The following is a 17,876-nucleotide window of genomic DNA, read 5'->3' as shown; positions in this document are numbered from 1 at the left end:
GCCGCTCCGTTGCGATTCGACTTTCTACGCCTTGGTCGTCATCCGGCGAAGAGGATCAAAGCCAGCCTCGCAATGCAGCAAGCTTGGTCGAGCTCGGAATCAAGGCTGCACGCTCAGGGCAGGCACGAGGTCCGTCCTGCTGAAATCGTTCCCCTTGAACAGCAGAGGAAGATTGTCACGCTTGGCGATCGCGTAGCACAAGCAGTCGCCGAAGTTTAAGGACGCGGGATGCCCGCGACCTTTCCCGTACCGATCGAATGCCTGTTGAGCGATGAAGGTATGGGCTGCCGTAAAAGGGAGGAGTGTAAGATTCGCGAGCACCATGAGATCACGCAGGATGGCTGTCGCATCGGGCTCGCCGCGGCGCTCGACGGCGATATGCGCTTCCAGGGCTGTCGGTGTGCCCAAGACACAGTCTTCCCGCGCCAATGCGGCGAGAAAGGTTTGCGCCTCCGGCTCGCCGAAGGCTATGGCGAGCAGCGCCGACGTATCGACCGCGATCATCGCGGCAGGCCATCCTCGTCGTAGAGGTCGCTGTGATCGGAGTTCGTCCCCGGCGGCAGTTTGGCCCTGACAGCCGCGCCGCGCGCCAGGATGTCGGCGATGAAGGCTTCCCGATCCCGAAGGGGTTGCCGTGGAGTCATAAGGGCACGCGCCGCCGACGTCTCGTCATAGGCCCGTAGCGCCTGCGCGACGGCGTCGTCCGGGGTTGTCCCGAGACGCTCCGCGAGACGACGGACCAGCCGCAGCGTCTCGTCACTGTCGATGATCAGAGGCTCGGCCATGGGGCATCTCCCGCCTGCGCGGAGACTACCGCGTGACGCGCGTCAACCTCAAGGCTTAAGGCTGCCAGGCCGCCCGCTCCACCGGCGCCTCGGCTGCCGCCTCGTCCATGCGCGCCATCAGGGTGCGCAGGGCTTCCGTGACGCCCTGCCGCGTCGCCGAGGACAGGATCAGGGGTTTCTGGCCGGTCTCCGCCTCCAGCCGCTCGACCTGGAGCGCCAGGGTCTCGGGGTCGAGGGCGTCGGCCTTCGAGAGGGCGACCACCTCGGGCTTCTCCTCCAGGCCGTGGCCGTAGGCTTCGAGCTCGGTGCGCACCAGCCGGTAGGCGGCGCCGGCATCCTCGGTCGTGCCCTCGACGAGGTGGAGCAGCACCCGGCAGCGCTCGACATGGGCGAGGAACTTGTCGCCGAGGCCGATGCCCTCGTGCGCGCCCTCGATCAGGCCCGGGATGTCGGCGAGCACGAATTCGCGGGTATCGACCCGCACCACGCCGAGGCCCGGATGCAGGGTGGTGAAGGGGTAGTCGGCGATCTTGGGCTTCGCTGCCGTCACGGCGGCGAGGAAGGTCGACTTGCCGGCATTCGGCAGCCCGACGAGGCCGGCATCGGCGATGAGCTTGAGGCGCAGCCAGAGCCAGTGCTCCTGGCCCTCCAGGCCCGGATTGGCATGTTTCGGGGCGCGGTTGGTCGAGGTGGTGAAGTAGGCGTTGCCGAAGCCGCCATTGCCGCCCTTGGCGAGGCGCACCCGCTGGCCGACGGTGGTCATGTCGGCGATCAGGGTCTCGCGGTCCTCGGACAGGATCTCGGTGCCGGCCGGCACCTTCAGCACCACGTCTTCGCCCTTGCCCCCGGCGCGGTTGCGGCCCGAGCCGTGCTCGCCTTTGCGCGCCTTGAAGTGCTGCTGGTAGCGGTAGTCGATCAGGGTGTTCAGCCCCTCGACGCACTCGATCCAGACGTCGCCGCCCCGGCCGCCGTCGCCGCCGTCGGGCCCGCCGAACTCGATGAACTTCTCCCGCCGGAACGAGACGCAGCCGGCGCCGCCGTCTCCCGAGCGGACGTAGACCTTGGCCTCGTCGAGGAACTTCACGGGATCACTCCAGACTAGGTTCGAGGAGGCCGGGGAGGGGCCCCGGCCGCCGTTGCTTGTATCAGATCAGGCGCCGGCCCGGCATTCCGCCCGGTCGTGACGCTCGAAGACGAGGCCCGCGGCGTGCCAGGTCTTCAGGCTGTCCCAGGCCCGCCGGTCGAGCCGGAAGCGGTCGACCGGGAAGACGCCGCCCCGGGCCGGGAAGGCCTGCAGGCCGGAGCCGACCGAGGCGAAGCCGCACTTCTCCAGCACCCGCCGCGAGGCCGGGTTGACCACCCGGGCCGACGCGGTGAGCTCGCTCCCCTCCGTGTAGGCGAAGAAGGCGTCGATCATCGCCCGCGCGGCCTCCGTGGCCAGGCCCTGGCCCCAATGCGGCGTGCCGAGCCAGTAGCCGAGATGCGGCGCGCCGTCCGGATCGGGCTCGATGCTGACGATGCCGATCGCCTGGGTCGGGTGGCGCCGCGGCGTGATCGCCATGACGAGCGCCCGCCCATCCGCATTGGCCTGCCGCGACTCGAGGATGAACGTGTCCACGGTCGGCGGATCGAGCGGATGCGGAATGCGCGCGGTCATCCCGGCTACGGCTTTCTCACCGGCGAGACGGACGAGGGCTTGCGCGTCGGCCTGACGGGCCCAGCGCAGCCACAGCCTCCGGGTCTCGAGCCGGAAGACATCGTCGCGGGTGAGGTCGGGAAACATCGCCTGACTCCGATCCGTACCCAGAGCCTCCCGCTCTGGCACGGTTGCGAGAACGACGAAGGGGAAGGTGGTGCCCCACCTTCCCCTCGTGATCTCGCTCGGAGCTTGGCCGTATCGGGGCCTAAGATGAGCAGGAGTCGCCGGGTCGGTGTGGGGACACCGGCGGAGCTCCCTCGTCACTGGCTCCGTCGGGTTATTCTGCGGCCTCCAGGGCCGGGGCGGCGTCGTTGGCGACGACCGTTACGAAGGCGCGGCCTCGTTTGGTAATAAATTGCACCTTGCCGGCGGTCAGCGCGAACAGGGTGTGGTCGGTGCCCATGCCGACATTCACGCCGGGATGCCACTTGGTGCCGCGCTGACGCACGATGATGTTGCCGGCGATCACGGCCTCGCTGCCGAACTTCTTCACGCCGAGACGACGACCAGCCGAATCGCGACCGTTGCGGGACGAACCGCCTGCCTTCTTGTGAGCCATGGGGCTAACTCCTGAATTCTGGAAAAAGGGCTCGCAGCCAGCCTTTAGGCGGCGCTGATGCCCGTGACGCGGACCACGGTGAGGTCCTGGCGGTGACCGCGCTTGCGGCGCGAGTTCTGGCGGCGGCGCTTCTTGAAGGCGATGACCTTCGGGCCGCGGGCCTGCTTCACGATCTCGCCGGCGACGCTGACGCCCGACACCAGCGGGGCGCCGACCTGGGTCGCGCCGGCGCCGTCGGTGAACAGCAGCACTTCGCCGAAGGTGACGGCGGTGCCGGCCTCGCCCTCGAGCTTCTCGATCGTGATGACGTCGTTGGCGGCGACGCGGTACTGCTTGCCGCCGGTCTTGATCACTGCGAACATCGTTCTCGTCCGTGTTCCATCCGGCCTCCGGCACCCTGCCGGGGTCGTCTTTTTGACAGTTGACGTTCGGGAGCCCGAAAGGGTCATCGCGAACGCGACGGCGCGCGGACCGTGCAGCCCGCGCGCCAGATGGCACCGTTACGGGCGCGGGCGCCGCCTGTCAACGGCGGAGGGCGCGGTTTCGCCGCCCCGCCTTGATTTCCCGCCCTCCTTCGCCGAAGACCGCCCGGCGGCGGGCCGGACGGCTCGAGCCGGAGGAGCGGGAGACCACGATGGAAGAGCTTGTTGCCCGGGTGACGCAGGCCACGGGCCTCGACGCGACCACGGCCCAGAAGGCGATCGGGCTCATCCTGGCCTTCCTGCAGAAGGAGGGCCCGGCCGAGGAGGTCAACAAGTTGATCGCCGCCATGCCGGGCGCCGACGCGGCGATCGCCCAGTCCGGCGACGGCGGCCCCGGCGAGGGCGGCGGCGGCCTGATGGGGATGCTCGGCGGCATGATGGGCGGCGGCGTGATGGCGCTCGGCCAGAAGCTGATGTCGGCCGGCGTGCCGATGGGCCAGATGCAGCCGCTCGGCCGCGAATTGTTCGCCTATGGCCGCGAGAAGGCCGGCGAGGACGTGATGGGGCCGATCGTCGGCTCGATCCCGGGCCTGAACCAGTTCGTCTGACGGTTCTTCACGCGGCGGGGCGGCAGCGCCCCGCCAACTGGTTCTCGGACTTCGTAAACCCCTGTCATATTCCCGTGCGGGGTTTCGTGGTGTCTTGTCGCCGCGCAGGGCGCTCAAGCCCGCCTGGCGCCGGACTCTTGGCGCCGGATCGGTCGGCGCCGCACGGGATGCCTCGATCATGGTTCCGTTCCTCACCCGCGGCCCGGCCGGCGACGGCCGCGATGCTCCGCCCGGCATTCCCCTCGCGCGCCTCATCGGCCGCGCCGCGGAGGGCGGCATCCACCTCAAGGGACTGGCCCAGCCCTCCCGCCTCTTCCCGCGCCTGAAACATTTCGAGACCCCCGGCCTCGACCCGGTGCTCGGCCGCATCGGCTCGCTCGAGGTACGCCTCGCGACGACACCGAAGGAGGTCAAGCGGGCCCAGCGCCTGCGCTATCGGGTGTTCTACGAGGAGATGGCGGCGATCCCGACCGGCATGGCGCTGCTCAAGCGCCGCGACGCCGACGAGTACGACGCAGTCTGCGACCACCTCCTGGTGATCGACCACGCCGCCCAGGAGCAAAAACCCTTCCGCAAGCCGAAGCCCCGGGTCGTCGGCACCTACCGGCTGCTGCGCCAGGAGCAGGCCGACCGGCATTTCGGCTTCTACACCGCCGGCGAGTACGATCTCGGCCCGGTGCTGGAGGCCAATGCCGGCAAGCGGCTCCTGGAGCTCGGCCGCTCCTGCGTGCTCAAGCCCTACCGCACCAAGCGCACCGTCGAGCTGCTCTGGCACGGCATCTGGACCTACGTGCTGCATCACCGCATCGACGCGATGCTCGGCTGCGCCAGCCTGGAGGGCACCGATCCCGATCGCCTGGCCCTGCCCCTGAGCTTCCTGCACCACTTCGCCCGCGCGCCCGAGGGCTGGCGCGCCCGCGCGCTCCCGGGCCGCCACGTCGCCATGGACCGCCTCAGCCGCGAGGCGATCGACCCCAAATCCGCTCTCCAGGCCCTGCCGCCGCTGATCAAGGGGTATCTTCGGGTCGGCGCCACCTTCGGCGACGGCGCGGTGGTCGATCGCCAGTTCGGCACAACCGACGTGTTCGTGGTGCTGCCGGTGGACGCCATCGCCAAGCGCTATATCGGGCATTTCGGCGCGGAGGCCGGGCGGCACGCGGCGTGAGGGGGCGGTGACCCGAATGAAGGGCGTGGATTGGGAAGTTCGGTGAAAGCGATCGAACTGCCTTCTCGACTCACCCACCATCAATGACACCCTCTGTGTCATTCCGGGGCCGCGAAAGCGGAGCCCGGAATGCAGACACTCAGGTGGTAGAGAAGTGAGCGTAACGCTCACCGCTCCGTCCTGAGCTCTCCGCGCTTCTGGATTCGGGGCTCCGCTGCGCGGCCCCGGAATGACGTGGAGGATGTGAAAACCCTGGTCGTCCATCAAACAACCCGATGGCGCCGAACGCACGCGGCTTGACACTGGTCAGGGCTTCCGCCCTCACCACCCGCCACCCCGCCGCGCCCGCACGTGGTCCCGCGTGATCGCGTCGAGATTCGGCGTCCCGAGCAGCGTCATGGCGTTGTCGAGTTCGCTCCGGAAGATCTCGATCGCCCGGGAGACGCCCTCGGACCCGCCGGCCGACAGGCCCCACAGGAAGGGACGGCCCAGGCTGCAGGCGGTGGCACCGAGCGCCAGCGCCTTGATCACGTCGGTGCCGCGGCGCACGCCGCCGTCGAGGATGATTTCGGCGCGGCTCCCCACCGCCTCGGCCACGTCGGGCAGCGCCGCGATCGCCGCCGGCACGTCGTCGAGCTGGCGGCCGCCGTGGTTGGAGACGATCACCGCCTCGATCCCGAGCGCCACCGCCTTCTCGGCGTCGGCCGGGTGCAGGAGGCCCTTCAGCGCCATCGGGCCGCGCCACTGGTCGCGGATGCGGGCGATGTCGTCCCAGTTCGCCGAGGGGTCGAACAGCGAGGCGACGTGCTGCGCCACGCTGGTGAAGCCGCTGCCCGCCACCTGGAAGTTGCCGAAGCCCAGCCGCGAGCGGGCGGCGCCGGCGAGCCAGGCCGGGCGGCGGGCGAGGTCGAGGGCGGTGGAGAGGCGCGGCCGCAGCGGCATGGTGAAGGCGTTGCGCAGGTCGCGCTCGCGCCGTCCCTGCACCGCGAGGTCGACGGTGAGGCACAGGACCCGGTAGCGCGAAGCGGCGGCCCGGCGCAGCAGCGCCTGCATCCAGTCCCGATCGCGCAGGAAGTAGAGCTGGAACCAGCGCTCGCCCTCCGGCGCGCCGTCCGCCACGTGCTCGATCGAGCCGACGGAGTTGGTCGAGAGGCAGTAGGGGATGCCGGCCCGGGCGGCGGCTCGCGCCCCCGCCACCTCGCCGTCGGGCCAGAAGAACCCGGCGAGCCCGGTCGGCGCCATCATGATCGGCAGGGACGACGGGACGCCCAGGATCGGCCGGGAGAGGTCGCGGGTGCCGACATCGACGCCGACCCGCGGCATCAGCATCCAGGAATCGAAGGCCTCGACGTTGTCGCGTAAGGAGCGCTCGTCCTCGGCGCCGCCGTCGATGAAGTCGAACACCGCCTTCGGCAGCCGCCGGGCGGCCTGGTCGCGCAGGTCCGCGATGGCGAAGGCCCGGTGCAACCGGGCGGTCAGGCGGGTCGGGGCGGCGGGCGCCACCGGGGCCGCCCGGGCCGGCGCGGGCCGCGTCAGGGCGGAGGACGGCCGCGGGGCGAGGGCCCGCCCCGTGCGGGGCTCGTCTGCATCCACGCTTGCCTCCCCTCCGGTTCTTCGATCCGGTCGCCAGACGGGTAGCACCGGCGCCCGGCCGGCCGCAACCGGCGGCTAGGGAAGCGGAACCGGTCCAGAGGCCGCGCGTCGAACCCGCTCCATCACTGACGGGCGGCGCGGGATCACATGGCGGACCGGGACGAGGCGGAGCGCGGCGAGATCGAGGACCGCTCGGCGCCCCGCGCCACCATCGTCCACGAGGCGGTGCGCAAGCAGGGCGAGGAGGAGCTGGAGCGACCCGCCGGTTCGCTGTTCTGGTCCGGGGTCGCCGCCGGCATCGCCATCACGGCGTCGGTGATCGCGCAGGGCGCGCTGCACCACAAGCTGCCGCCCGACATGGCGGCCCGCACTCTGGTCTCGCAGCTCGGCTATCCCCTCGGCTTCCTGATCGTGATCCTCGGGCGGCTGCAGCTCTTCACCGAGCAGACGATCGTCACCGTGCTGCCCCTCGTCACCCGGCCGAGCCGGCGGGCGCTCGCGGCGACGGCGCGGCTGTGGGGGATCGTGCTGCTGGGCAACCTCGTCGGCACCGCCGTGGCGGCGGCGCTCGTCATCCACGGCCACCTGACGGGCGAGGACCTGCGCGACGCGATGCTGGCGGTGTCGCGCGAGAGCCTGATGCACAAGGCGCCGTCGGCGATGCTGCTCCAGGGCATTCCGGCGGGCTTCCTGATCGCCACCGTGGCGTGGCTGCGGGCGGCGTCGGGCGGGTCCGAGTTCTGGATCGTCTTCACCCTCACCTTCGCGATCGTGCTCGGCGACTTCACCCACGTGGTCGCGGGCGCGGCGGAGGCGTTCCTGCTGCTCGCCGCTGGCGAGGCCGGCTCCGGGCACGTGCTCGGCGGGATGATCCTGCCGGCGCTGATCGGCAACGTCGTCGGCGGCACCGGCCTGTTCGCGCTCTTGGCCCACGCCCAAGTCCGGCAGGAACTGTGAGTCCGGCAGGAGCTTTGAGTGAGGCAGGAGCTATGAGTGAGGCAGGAGCTATGAGTGCACCAGGATCGGCGGGCGGTTCGTGCTGCGCTGCGGCAGGCTGCCGATTTTCTCGCCTCGCCGCGCTTGCTAAGCAGGGCGCGACGGATCGCTGAGAAAAGGGAGACCGATGAGCCTCGTTCAGGCGGCCTTCGGCCGGTTCAAGCAGACGGTGACGGCCTATGCGGGCGACGCGCCCCTAATGCGGGCCGCGGTGTCGGCCTGCGCCAACGTGATCGTGGCCGACGGCGAGGTCGCGGGCGCCGAGTTCGAGGCGGCGCTGAAGGGCATGCTGGCCGATCCGATCCTCGAGAAGGGCTACGACAGCCTGATGCTGGAGGAGGAGCTCTACGACGCGATCGGCCGCGCCCGCACCCGGGCCGGGCGGATGCAGAACATTCACTTCATCGAGGCTTTGGCCGAGCGCCCGGCCGAGCAGCGCCAGAGCGTCTTCCTCATCGCTGCCGACGTGGCCGACTTCGAGGGCATCAGCCCGTCCGAGCACCGGGCCCTGACCGAGGTGGCCGGCGCGCTCGGGCTCGACCGGGACGCGCTCCTCTCCTGAACGTCAGCCGTCCCTCAGCGCGCTCGGCGGCCGGTCGTGCAGGCGGCCCCAGGCCCGGCGGAGCTGGCGCGGCGAGGCGAAGCCCGCGCGCTCGGCGACGCGCTCCATGTCAAGGCGGGTCTGGGCGAGGAGGTCGCGGGCCAAGGCCACCCGCAAGCCGTTGATGTAAGCCGGCAGGCTCATCCCGGCATGGCGGTTGAACAGCCGCGACAGGTGGCGCGGGCTGGTGGCGGCGATGTCGGCGAGCGCCTCCAGGCTCCAGGCCCGGGCCGGATCGGCGCTCACCGCGTCCTGCACCCGGTGGATCGCCGGATGGAGATGGTTGCGCCCGTCGAGCCAGGGCGAGATCTGAGGGTCGTTGCCGGCCCGGCGCAGGTAGACGACAAGGTAGCGCGCCACCGCCGCCGCGCAGGCCGGATCGACGAGGCGCGCCACCAGATGCAGCATCAGGTCGATGCCGGCGGTGATGCCGGCGCTGGTCAGCCGCTCGCGGTCCTCGACGAACAGCCGGTCCTCCAGTACCCGCGCCGCGGGGGCGAGGGCCGCGAGGTCGGCGCAGGCCGCGTGATGGGTGGTGCAGGCATGCCCGTCGAGGAGCCCGGCCCGGGCGGCCAGCAGGGCACCGGAGCAGATCGAGACCAGGCGGTGACCCGGCCGGATCGTCTCCCGCAGCCAGGCGACGACCACCGCCTCGGCGTCCCGCTCGTGGTCGCCGGGAGGCGAGGGATCGTCGAGGACCCGCTCCGCCGTGCCGGCGAGCACCACGGTCGCCCCGTCCGGCAGCGGCGTGGGCAGGGGCTTGAGACCCGCGAGGCCGAGCCCGGTCGAGCTCGTGACCTCCGGATGCGGCCCGACATGGCTGACGCGGAACTGCACCCGGTCCTGAAGCAGGTTGGCCTTGCGCAGCACCTCGACGGGCCCGGCCGCGTCGAGGAGCAGGGTGCGCGGCGGACATACCACGACGACCGGCAGGATGACCGGCGAGGCGGCCGAGTTGTCCGCCGGCGCGCTCATGCGGCGAGGCGTGCGGCCGGCCCGTCCAGCGCCTGCTCGACGGTGGCGATGCGGGCGAAGCGCCCGGCCAGCACCAGTTCGGTGCGGGCCCGGATCTCGTCGGCGCTCCAGCGCCGCCCGGCGGCATCGGTCATCGCGAAGGTCAGGGTCGCCTCCGCGACGTAATCGACCGCGTAGCCGACATCCGAGGCGTGCCGGGTGGTGGTCTCGCAGCACTGCTCGGTGCGGATGCCGCTGACGATCAGCCGGCGGATGCCGTTCTAGTTCAGCCAGACCTCGAGCCCGCTGCCGACCAGCGCAGAGTGGCGCCTCTTGTGGAACACCGCGTCGGGCGTGAGCCGCAGGGGCTCCAGGGTGCGGACATGGCCGGAGGCGAGGGAGAACGATCCTCCCGCCTCGTCGACGTGGAAGACCTGCAGCACGGGGACGTTTCGCGCCACGGCGCCGTCGATCAAGGTCTGACTCCGTTCGAGGAAGCGGGGAAGGTCCGCCTCGTCCCAGTAGGGGCGGTGGCGGAAGGATTCCTGGACGTCGATCACGAGGAGGGCGGTGTCCGGCATGGGCCTGATCCTTACGGGTTGAGACGGCGCCAGGATAGGCGCCGCACCGAGGCCCGAAAGGCCGCGTCCGGACCGGAAGCGGACGAAAAAGGACAGGCTTCTAGCCCGGCCGGAAGACGCGCAGGCGATGTCCGTCGGGATCGAGGGCCAGGAAGGTGCGGCCGAAATCCACCTCGGTCGGCGGCTGGAGGATCGTGAGGCCGCGGGCGACCCAGTCGGCATGCAAAGCCGCGAGGGCATCGTCGTCCGCGACCGTGACCGCGACCTCGGTCGCGCCGCCGGCGACCGTTGCCGCCGGCACGACGGTGTGGCGGGACCACAGGCCGAGCCTCAATCCGTTCTCGAAGGCGAACAGCACGAAGGTCGGACCCGCCTCGACCGGGGCGCGGCCGAGCAGGGCGGCGTAGAAGCGGCCGCTCGCCTCGGGGTTCTCGACGTAGAGGAGGGTGTAGGACGGCTGAAGCATCGTTGGGGCTCCGGTCTGGTGCGGTGCCCCCGGGATCTACGCGGCCCCGCTGACAGATTCCGGCAGCAGCGATCAGGGGGCGATGCCCTGGAGGGTGCGCCACTCCCGCAAGAGGGCGTGGCGAGGGCGGGGATAGCGCGCCCCGGTGAGGCCCAGGGCCTCGATCCGGTCGGTGCGGAAATGGCGAAAGTCGTCTCGCGCCTCGCACCAGGCGACGACGACCCGCACCCGCTCGAAGAAGCCGAGGGCGAAGGGCCAGACCACCCGCTCGGATTCCGCGCCGCCCGCGTCGCGGTAGCGGATCGCCACCTTGTGCTGGGCCCGGATGGCGCCGCGCAGGGCCGAAAGGTCGATGCGCTCCGGCGCCGTCTCCGCCGGGCCGACCATCAGGGTCGAGGCGTCGAGCCGGTCGCTCAGGGCCGGCGGCAGGACCGCGGCGATCTTCGCCAGCGCATCGCCCGCCGCCGCCGCCAGCGGCGTGTCGGCCCGCCCCGCCACCCAGCGCATGCCGAGGACCAGGGCCTCGATCTCCTCCTCGCTGAACATCAGCGGCGGCAGGGTGAAGCCGGGGCGCAGGACGTAGCCGAGACCCGGCTCTCCCTCGATCGCCGCCCCCTGCGCCTGGAGGCTGGCGATGTCGCGGTACAGGGTGCGCAGGCTGACGCCCGTCGCTTCCGCGAGATGCCGGCCGCTGACCGGGCCGCGGTGACGGCGCAGGACCTGGATGAGGTCGAGCAGGCGTTCGGCACGGGACATGGTGTCGGGCACTCGCGGCGAATCGGACGCCGCTTCCTGGCAGACGAAACGCCGGGACGGAATGCCCGCACCCGCGACCAGTCGGCCGGCGGGATCAGCGCGCCGAGACCACCGCCACGCCGGCTCCGACCATCACCCCGCCGGCGATCCGGTTCGCGCGCCGGACCGCGAGACGGGTGCGCAGGGTGCGCCGCAGCCGGCCGGCCAGGAGGACGTGGCCGCCGATCACCACGGCCTCGACCGCCACGATCACACCGGCGAGGATTCCGACCTGCGCCGGGGCGAGGGCGCCGCCGACCACGTTCGGCAACAGGGCGAGAGCGAACAGCGGCATCTTCGGGTTGCCGAGGTTGAGGGCGAAGCCGGTGAGGACGCTCGCCGCCAGGCTCGGCGCCGCGCCGCCCGCGCGCTCCGCCGGCAGCACGGGCTCGGCGGTCCAGAGGCGGATCCCGGCCCAGACGAGAGTGGCGGCACCGAGATAGCGCAGGACCGTCATCACCGCCCCCATCTCCCGCGCCACGACCGCGAGCCCGCCGGCGGTGAGGACCAGGACGGCGAGGATGCCCCCACCATGCCGAACCCGTAGGCGAGGCCCGCCGCCGGCCCGTGCGACAGGGTGCGGGCGACGATGGTCATGTTGTCGGGCCCAGGGCTCGCGGCGAAGACCAGGAAGGCGGCCGCGAAGGCGAGGAGGGTCGTCGTGTCCATCATGCAGCCTCTGCGAGAGCGAGCCCAACTTCCATCCAAGGATCGGGCCAGACCTGCCTCAGAGGCAACCGCGCACCGTGGCGAGAGGCGAGGGCTGCGTCCTGCGCCGCAGGCCGAGCATCAGCGCGAGCGCCGTTCCGGCCGCGGCGGCGCCCGCCAGCGACACCGCCGGGAAGCCGAGGCCGGCATCGATCACTCCACCGCCGAGGGCGGCCCCGATCGCGTTGCCGAGGTTGAAGGCGCCGATATTCATCGCCGAGGCGAGGTTCGGGGCTGCCGCCGCGGCGCTCACCACCCGCATCTGGAGCGGCGGCACCTCGCCCGCGCCGGCGTGCCGCTCGTCCCGGCCGATCTCGCGCGGCACAATTGCCTGGATTTCAGCTTCCGGCGCATCGAGCCCGGCTGGCCCTTCCGTGAGGCGGGCCGCGATGTCCTGCTCGCGGTCCGGGGCAACCTCACGGCCAATAGCGGCGAGACGCTGGTGCAGCTCGCGGTCCAGGGGGTGGGCATCACCCGGGTCGGGAGCTTCCACATCCAGGAGGAGGTGGCGAGCGGCCGGCTCGTCCCCCTCCTCGAAGCCTACAACCCGCAGGACCGCGAGAGCATCCACGCGGTGTTCGTCGGCGGTGCGACGGTTCCGGCGCGGGTGCGCGTCCTGGTCGATTTCCTGGCGGAGCGGATGCGGGCCCGGTCACCGGGAGGATGACCGAGCCGCGATCCGGCTCGTCAATGCTGCCCGACCTCGCCCAGATGCGTCAGCAGCGCCTCCGCCACCTGGTCCGGCGCCTCCCGGGTCGGGAAGTGGCCGACCCCGTCGAGCTGCACCTGCCGGTACGGCCCGGTGAAATGCTGCTCCTGGCCTGCGAACGAGGCCGGCAGCGTGCAGGAATCCTCGGCGCCGTGGATCACCAGGGTCGGCACCGCGATGCCGGTCGCCTCCTCCGCCGCCTGCCTGAGTTCGGAAAAGCGCGGGTCGGGCGCGTCGGCGCCCCAGCGCGAGCGGTAGAAGTTGAGGGTGACGGCGGCCCAGTCCGGGTTCTGGAGCGACGGCGCGGTCTTGCCGAAGGTCTCGTCGGTGAACCAGGGGCCGGGGGGGCTCCAGGCCACCCATTGCTCGCGGGCGAAGGCGAGGGGGTTCTCGCGCACGAAGGCGGCGCCCGGCTCGGTGTTCATGAACCACTGGTACCAGAAGGCCCGCACCTGCGGCAGCGGCGGCACGCCGATCCGGCCGGGCGCCCAGGGCACCGACAGGGCGGCGATGGACGAGACGCGCTGCGGCCGGGCGGCGGCGAGCAGATAGACGACCCGCGCGCCCCAATCGTGCCCGACCACCGGCAGGCGCGAGAAACCGAGCGCATCCATGAAGGCGAGGATGTCGGTGGCGAGGGCCGCGGTCTCGCCGGTCCGCGGGCCCTCGGCGTTCAGGAACTTCGTCGGCCCGCAGCCGCGCCAGTAGGGCACGATGGTGCGCCAGCCGGCGGCGTTCAGCTTCGGCACCACGCCGTCGAAGGTCCGCGGATCGTCCGGCCAGCCGTGCAGCAGCAGGACCGGCTGGCCCATGTCGGGCCCCGAGGCCTCGTAGGTGATCTCGACCTCGCCGGCCGTGACGCTGTTGACGTCCATGGGCAATGCTCCCCGATCCACACACGCGAAGGGCGGGACCCGAAGGCCCCGCCCTTGCTCCCCTTCACGGCTGAGATGGGTCAGCCGATGATCTTGTCGATGGTGATCGGCAACTCGCGCACCCGCTTGCCGGTGGCGTGGAACACCGCGTTCGCGACGGCCGCGGCGGCCCCCACGATGCCGATCTCGCCGAGGCCCTTGACGCCGAGCGGGCTGACCTTGTCGTCGTGCTCGTCGACGAAGATCACCTCGATGTCGTGGATATCGGCGTTCACCGGCACGTGGTACTCGCCGAGATTGTGGTTCATGATCCGCCCGAGGGTGTGGTCGAGCATCGACTCCTCTTCCAGGGCCGCGCCGATCCCCATCACCACCCCGCCGAGGATCTGGCTGCGGGCGGTCTTGAGGTTGAGGATCTTGCCGGCCGCGATGGCGCTCACCACCCGCGTCACCCGCACCACGCCGAGATCCTCGTCGATCTTCACCTCGGCGAAGACCGCCGAGTGGGTGTAGGCCGAGTAGCGCATGTTGGTGAGCATGCTCGGCTTGACCTTCTCGGTCGCCTCGACCCGCTCCACGCCGCCGGCCCGCATCGCCTCGGCGATCGTCACCTTGCGCGAGGGATCGGTCTGGAGCCGGATCTCGCCGTCCGCGAAGGTCACGTGGGCGAAGTCCGCGTTGGCGAGCGGCGACTCCGCCATCCCGCGGGCGTAGCCGAACAGCGTCCCCGCCACCGTGCGGCAGGCCGCCTGCACGGCGGCACCCGAGGAGGCCGCGGTCCAGGAGCCGCCGGCGAGCGGCGCCTCGGGGAGCGCGGTGTCCCCGAGGCGGGTGGTGACCTGGTCGAGGGGGAGGCCTAGCGCGTCGGCGCCGATCTGGGCGAGGATCGTGTAGGTGCCGGTGCCGAGATCGGCGGTGGAGCAGGCGAGTTCGAGCTTGCCGTCGGGCGTGAGCGTGGCGCTCGCGCTCGACTGCATCATCATGGCTTCCCACACGCCGGTCGCCATGCCCCAGCCGACGAGCTCGCGACCGTCGCGCATCGACCGCGGCTCCGCCCGGCGCTTCGACCAGCCGAAGCGCGACGCGCCCTGCTCGTAGGCGGCGCGGAGCGCCTTCGAGGTGAACTCCTTGCCCTCGCCCTCGTCGCGCTCGGCGTAGTTGCGCAGGCGCAATTCCAGCGGATCAACGCCGGTGGCGTAGGCGAGCTCGTCCATCGCGCATTCGAGGGCGAAGATGCCCGTCACCGCGCCCGGCGCCCGCATGTCGGACGGGGTGTAGGTGTCGATCTTGGCGAGCTTATAGTCGAGCGTGACGTTCGGGCAGTGGTAGAGCAGGCCCGACCAGTTGACGACCGCCTCCTGGTAATCCTCGAAGGTCGAAGTGCCGGCGACCGCGTCGTGCGTCAGCGCCTGGAGCCGCCCGTCCTGGTCGGCACCGAGCGCCACGGTCTGGTAGGTCTCCGGCCGGTAGCCGAAGGTGAACATCTGGTCGCGGGTCAGCACCACCCGGACCGAGCGCTTGAGGTCGAGGGCGGCCGAGACCGCGAGGTAGAGCTGGTATTGCGGCCGCAAGCCCGAGCCGAACCCGCCGCCGACGTAAGGCGTGATCACCCGCACGTCGTCGGGCTTCAGGTTGAACACGCTGCAGACGTAGCCCTGCGTGTTGTTCACGCCCTGGATCTTGTCGTGGATGGTGAGCTTGCCCCCGCCCTCGTAGACCACCGTCGAGGCGTGCGGCTCCATCGGGTTGTGGTGCTCGATCGCCTGCTTGTACTCGTGGCGGAGCCGGATCGGCGCCGCGTCGTAGGCGACCGACGCGTCGCCGCGCGGATCCGGCGGCGGCTTGATGCCGGAGCGCTTCTTCGGCGGGACGTAGGCCGCGTCGCGATTCTTCTCGAGGTCGGTGTTCGGAGCCTCCTCCTCATAGGCGATCCTGACCAGGGTGGCGCCGTAGCGGGCGAGCTCGAAGCTCTCGGCCACCACCAGGGCCACCGGCTGGCCGCCATAGACGATCTCGGGCCCGTTGAGCGCCCGGAAGGGCGAGCCGGGGGGCGCGACCTGGTCGCGGTAATTGTAGTCGAGCCAAGCGGTGCGCGGCTTGTTCTCGTGGGTGAACACCTTGATCACCCCGGGCACCGCCTCGGCGGCCTTGGTGTCGATCGCGGTGATGCGTCCCTTGGCGATGGCGCTCGATACGACGACGCCGTGGGCGAGGTCGGGGGCGGTGAACTCGGCGGCGTATTTGGCAGCGCCCGTCACCTTGGCGGGGCCGTCGAGCCGGCTCCGGGCGGTGCCGACGTAATGCGAGGGGGTGGCCATGGCGATCCTCTAGGCGATGCGCTTGTCGGTCTGGGATTGCGGTGTGCCGGCGGCGGCTTGGCTCAAGCCCCGCACGATGGCGCGCCGCGCCAGCTCGACCTTGAAGGCGTTGTGGGTGTAGGGCCGGGCCTCGGCTAGGATCACGTCCGCGGCCTCGCGGAAGCTTTCCTGGGTCGCCGGCTTGCCCTGGAGGCGCGCCTCGGCCTCCGCGTTGCGCCAGGGCTTGTGGGCGACGCCGCCGAGCGCGAGACGCGCCGTGCGGATCGTGTCGCCGTCCATCTCGAGGGCTGCGGCGACCGAGACCAGCGCGAAGGCATAAGACAGACGGTCGCGCAGCTTCAGGTAGGTGTAGTGCTTCGAAAACTCCTCGTCGGGCAGGTCGACCGAGAGCACGATCTCGCCGTGGCGCAGCGTCGTGTCGCGCTCAGGCTCGTCGCCCGGGAGGCGGTGGAACTCGGCGAAGGGGATGGCGCGCCTGCCGTTCGGTCCCTCGACCTGAACCGTCGCGTCGAGCGCCGCGAGCGCCACGCACATGTCGGAGGGGTGGGTGGCGATGCACTTCTCCGAGGCGCCGAGGATGGCGTGGATGCGGTTGATCCCGGTCATCGCCGGGCAGCCGCTGCCGGGCTCGCGCTTGTTGCAGGGCGTGCCCTCGTCGTAGAAATAGTAGCAGCGGGTGCGCTGGAGCAGGTTGCCGCCGGTCGTGGCGGCGTTGCGCAATTGCGGCGAGGCCCCGGCCAGCAGCGCGCTCGCGAGGAGCGGATAACGCTCGGTGACCAGCGGGTCGTAGGCGAGCGTGGCGTTCGGCACCAGCGCGCCGAGCCGCAGGCCGCCCTCGTGCTGGACGATCTCGTCGAGCGGTAGGCGGGTGATGTCGATCAGCCGCCCCGGCCGCTCGACGTTGTACTTCATCAGGTCGACGAGGTTGGTGCCGCCGGCGATGAAGCGTGCCGCCGGATCGGCGGCCAGCGCCTGCACGGCCTCCTGCACGGTGCCGGCGCGGGTATAGTCGAACCGGTTCATTCCGCGGCCTCCCGGAACGACGATGCCTTGTTCTTCAGCACGTCCTCGACGGCGTCGACGATGTTGGAATAGGCGCCGCAGCGGCAGATGTTGCCGCTCATGTGCTCGCGGATCTCCTCACGCGAGCGGGCCCGGCCCTCCTCGATCAGCGCCACCGCGGACATGATCTGACCCGGGGTGCAGTAGCCGCACTGGAAGGCGTCGTGCTCGACGAAGGCCGCCTGGACCGGGTGGAGGGCACCTGAGGACAGGCCCTCGATGGTGGTGACCTGGGCGCCGTCCTTCTGCACCGCCAGCGCCAGGCAGGAATTGATCCGCTTGCCGTCGACGATCACCGTGCAGGCGCCGCACTGGCCGTGGTCGCAGCCCTTCTTGGTTCCGGTGAGGTCGAGTTCCTCGCGCAGGAGGTCGAGGAGGGTGGTCCAGGGCGCGACCTGAAGCTTGCGCTCCTGCCCGTTGACCGTGAGGGTGACCGGGATCGTTCCCGGCGGGGCGGAGGAGCCGCTGTCGCTCAGCATGGGTCTGCCATCGATCGTGAGGAGGCCCGGCACCGCCGCGCGCCGAGAGGGGCGCGCGGCCCACGAGCCGGGCGGCATACCCGATAACCGTTCCAGTGTGGGGTCGTTCCCCGTGGGAGTATGGGGGGTTGGGGACGGGTGGTCGCGGGGGAGGGGATCCCGGGGTGATCGCCGTCGAGTGCGAGACGACACCCTCGATGTCGCACCCTCCGCGTCATTCCGGGGCTTGGCGCAGCCGAGAACCCGGAATCCATAACCGCCGATGGCTCAGAATATGGCGGAGCGCGTCGAGCTGGGTTCTGCACCGTCAGTAATTATGGATCCCGGGTTCCGCTACGCGGCCCCGGGATGTTGGGGTGGACGGCCCCCGCCGGCATCATAAGTGCCAGGTTGAGGTCGTCTGACACCCAACCGAGGAGACCGTCCGTGACGCAGATTAGCATCATCGGCCTGGACATCGCCAAGTCCGTCTTCCAGTTCGAGGCCCAGGACGCGCAGGGC

18 protein-coding genes and 4 pseudogenes are annotated in these 17,876 nt (G+C 71.0%); 5 read left to right on the top strand and 17 right to left on the bottom strand.

Going from position 1 to position 17,876, the window contains the following annotated elements; all coding sequences use genetic code 11:
- Positions 1-99: 99 nt before the first annotated feature.
- From BM430_RS31980 to rplU, 6 genes are all read right to left on the bottom strand, one after another.
- A complete protein-coding gene (locus BM430_RS31980; RefSeq protein ID WP_093571233.1) occupies positions 100-504 on the bottom strand; it encodes a type II toxin-antitoxin system VapC family toxin in 405 nt (134 codons plus the stop codon).
- Positions 501-785, bottom strand: coding sequence for a type II toxin-antitoxin system VapB family antitoxin (locus BM430_RS31975; RefSeq protein WP_093571232.1), 285 nt, complete (start codon positions 783-785; stop codon positions 501-503). The genes BM430_RS31980 and BM430_RS31975 overlap by 4 nt, the downstream gene beginning before the upstream one ends.
- 55 nt (positions 786-840) lie before the next feature.
- The gene (gene obgE / locus BM430_RS31970) at positions 841-1,869 is read right to left on the bottom strand and encodes a GTPase ObgE (RefSeq protein ID WP_093571231.1); all 1,029 of its coding nucleotides are present in this window, start codon (positions 1,867-1,869) and stop codon (positions 841-843) included.
- 66 nt (positions 1,870-1,935) lie between these two features.
- Positions 1,936-2,568: a GNAT family N-acetyltransferase gene (locus BM430_RS31965; RefSeq protein WP_093571230.1), complete on the bottom strand. Its 633-nt coding sequence runs from the start codon at positions 2,566-2,568 to the stop codon at positions 1,936-1,938.
- A gap of 193 nt (positions 2,569-2,761) precedes the next feature.
- Positions 2,762-3,043 carry a 50S ribosomal protein L27 gene (gene rpmA, locus BM430_RS31960; protein ID WP_093571229.1) on the bottom strand — a complete coding sequence of 94 codons (282 nt, stop codon included), beginning with the start codon at positions 3,041-3,043 and terminating at the stop codon, positions 2,762-2,764.
- Positions 3,044-3,087: 44 nt separating this feature from the next.
- The gene (gene rplU / locus BM430_RS31955; protein WP_048436258.1) at positions 3,088-3,405 is read right to left on the bottom strand and encodes a 50S ribosomal protein L21; all 318 of its coding nucleotides are present in this window, start codon (positions 3,403-3,405) and stop codon (positions 3,088-3,090) included.
- A gap of 272 nt (positions 3,406-3,677) precedes the next feature.
- Here rplU and BM430_RS31950 point away from each other — a divergent pair, with 272 nt between their 5' ends.
- Together BM430_RS31950 and BM430_RS31945 are read left to right on the top strand one after the other, a co-directional pair.
- Entirely contained in the window at positions 3,678-4,073 is a 396-nt protein-coding gene (locus BM430_RS31950; protein ID WP_093571228.1) for a DUF2267 domain-containing protein, read from the top strand.
- Between the two features lie 178 nt (positions 4,074-4,251).
- Positions 4,252-5,238 carry a l-ornithine N(alpha)-acyltransferase gene (locus BM430_RS31945; RefSeq protein ID WP_093571227.1) on the top strand — a complete coding sequence of 329 codons (987 nt, stop codon included), beginning with the start codon at positions 4,252-4,254 and terminating at the stop codon, positions 5,236-5,238.
- Positions 5,239-5,559: 321 nt separating this feature from the next.
- Here the strand turns inward: BM430_RS31945 and BM430_RS31940 are convergent, their stop codons facing one another.
- Entirely contained in the window at positions 5,560-6,831 is a 1,272-nt protein-coding gene (locus BM430_RS31940) for an alpha-hydroxy acid oxidase (protein ID WP_143132194.1), read from the bottom strand.
- Between the two features lie 147 nt (positions 6,832-6,978).
- Here BM430_RS31940 and BM430_RS31935 point away from each other — a divergent pair, with 147 nt between their 5' ends.
- Together BM430_RS31935 and BM430_RS31930 are read left to right on the top strand one after the other, a co-directional pair.
- Positions 6,979-7,788 (top strand): formate/nitrite transporter family protein, encoded by an 810-nt coding sequence (locus BM430_RS31935; RefSeq protein WP_093571225.1) that lies wholly within the window; start codon positions 6,979-6,981, stop codon positions 7,786-7,788.
- 166 nt (positions 7,789-7,954) lie between these two features.
- Entirely contained in the window at positions 7,955-8,389 is a 435-nt protein-coding gene (locus BM430_RS31930; protein WP_093571224.1) for a tellurite resistance TerB family protein, read from the top strand.
- A gap of 3 nt (positions 8,390-8,392) precedes the next feature.
- On the opposite strand, the gene BM430_RS31925 is transcribed toward BM430_RS31930, so the two are convergent.
- The 6 genes and pseudogenes from BM430_RS31925 to BM430_RS31900 form a co-directional block, all read right to left on the bottom strand.
- On the bottom strand, positions 8,393-9,403 hold the full coding sequence (locus tag BM430_RS31925) for a GlxA family transcriptional regulator (protein WP_093571223.1): 1,011 nt from the start codon (positions 9,401-9,403) through the stop codon (positions 8,393-8,395).
- Positions 9,400-9,963: pseudogene (locus tag BM430_RS31920) on the bottom strand (isochorismatase family protein). Before BM430_RS31920 ends, BM430_RS31925 begins: the two are co-directional and overlap by 4 nt.
- Positions 9,964-10,063: 100 nt before the next feature.
- Positions 10,064-10,429, bottom strand: coding sequence for a VOC family protein (locus BM430_RS31915; RefSeq protein ID WP_093571222.1), 366 nt, complete (start codon positions 10,427-10,429; stop codon positions 10,064-10,066).
- A gap of 72 nt (positions 10,430-10,501) precedes the next feature.
- On the bottom strand, positions 10,502-11,185 hold the full coding sequence (locus BM430_RS31910; RefSeq protein WP_093571221.1) for a helix-turn-helix transcriptional regulator: 684 nt from the start codon (positions 11,183-11,185) through the stop codon (positions 10,502-10,504).
- 94 nt (positions 11,186-11,279) lie between these two features.
- A pseudogene (locus tag BM430_RS31905) lies at positions 11,280-11,893 on the bottom strand (LysE family translocator).
- Positions 11,894-11,951: 58 nt separating this feature from the next.
- A pseudogene (locus BM430_RS31900) lies at positions 11,952-12,209 on the bottom strand (MFS transporter); the annotation flags it as partial.
- On the opposite strand from BM430_RS31900, the pseudogene BM430_RS31895 reads away from it, so the two are divergent.
- Positions 12,207-12,599: pseudogene (locus BM430_RS31895) on the top strand (LysR substrate-binding domain-containing protein); the annotation flags it as partial. The pseudogenes BM430_RS31900 and BM430_RS31895 overlap by 3 nt on opposite strands.
- A 20-nt stretch (positions 12,600-12,619) precedes the next feature.
- Here BM430_RS31895 and BM430_RS31890 read toward each other — a convergent pair.
- The 4 genes from BM430_RS31890 to BM430_RS31875 form a co-directional block, all read right to left on the bottom strand.
- Positions 12,620-13,516, bottom strand: coding sequence for an alpha/beta fold hydrolase (locus BM430_RS31890; protein ID WP_093571220.1), 897 nt, complete (start codon positions 13,514-13,516; stop codon positions 12,620-12,622).
- An 80-nt stretch (positions 13,517-13,596) separates the two neighbouring features.
- Positions 13,597-15,834 (bottom strand): xanthine dehydrogenase family protein molybdopterin-binding subunit, encoded by a 2,238-nt coding sequence (locus BM430_RS31885; protein ID WP_093571219.1) that lies wholly within the window; start codon positions 15,832-15,834, stop codon positions 13,597-13,599.
- Positions 15,835-15,843: 9 nt separating this feature from the next.
- On the bottom strand, positions 15,844-16,857 hold the full coding sequence (locus tag BM430_RS31880) for an FAD binding domain-containing protein (RefSeq protein WP_093571218.1): 1,014 nt from the start codon (positions 16,855-16,857) through the stop codon (positions 15,844-15,846).
- Positions 16,854-17,375, bottom strand: a complete 522-nt coding sequence (locus BM430_RS31875; RefSeq protein WP_093571217.1) for a (2Fe-2S)-binding protein — start codon at positions 17,373-17,375, stop codon at positions 16,854-16,856. Before BM430_RS31875 ends, BM430_RS31880 begins: the two co-directional genes overlap by 4 nt.
- Between the last annotated feature and the right edge of the window lie 501 nt (positions 17,376-17,876).

Source organism: Methylobacterium sp. 174MFSha1.1 (assembly GCF_900116815.1).
Lineage (GTDB): Bacteria > Pseudomonadota > Alphaproteobacteria > Rhizobiales > Beijerinckiaceae > Methylobacterium.
The sequence above is the reverse complement of the archived record's forward strand: the minus strand, read 5'-3'. Positions and strand labels throughout refer to the sequence as shown.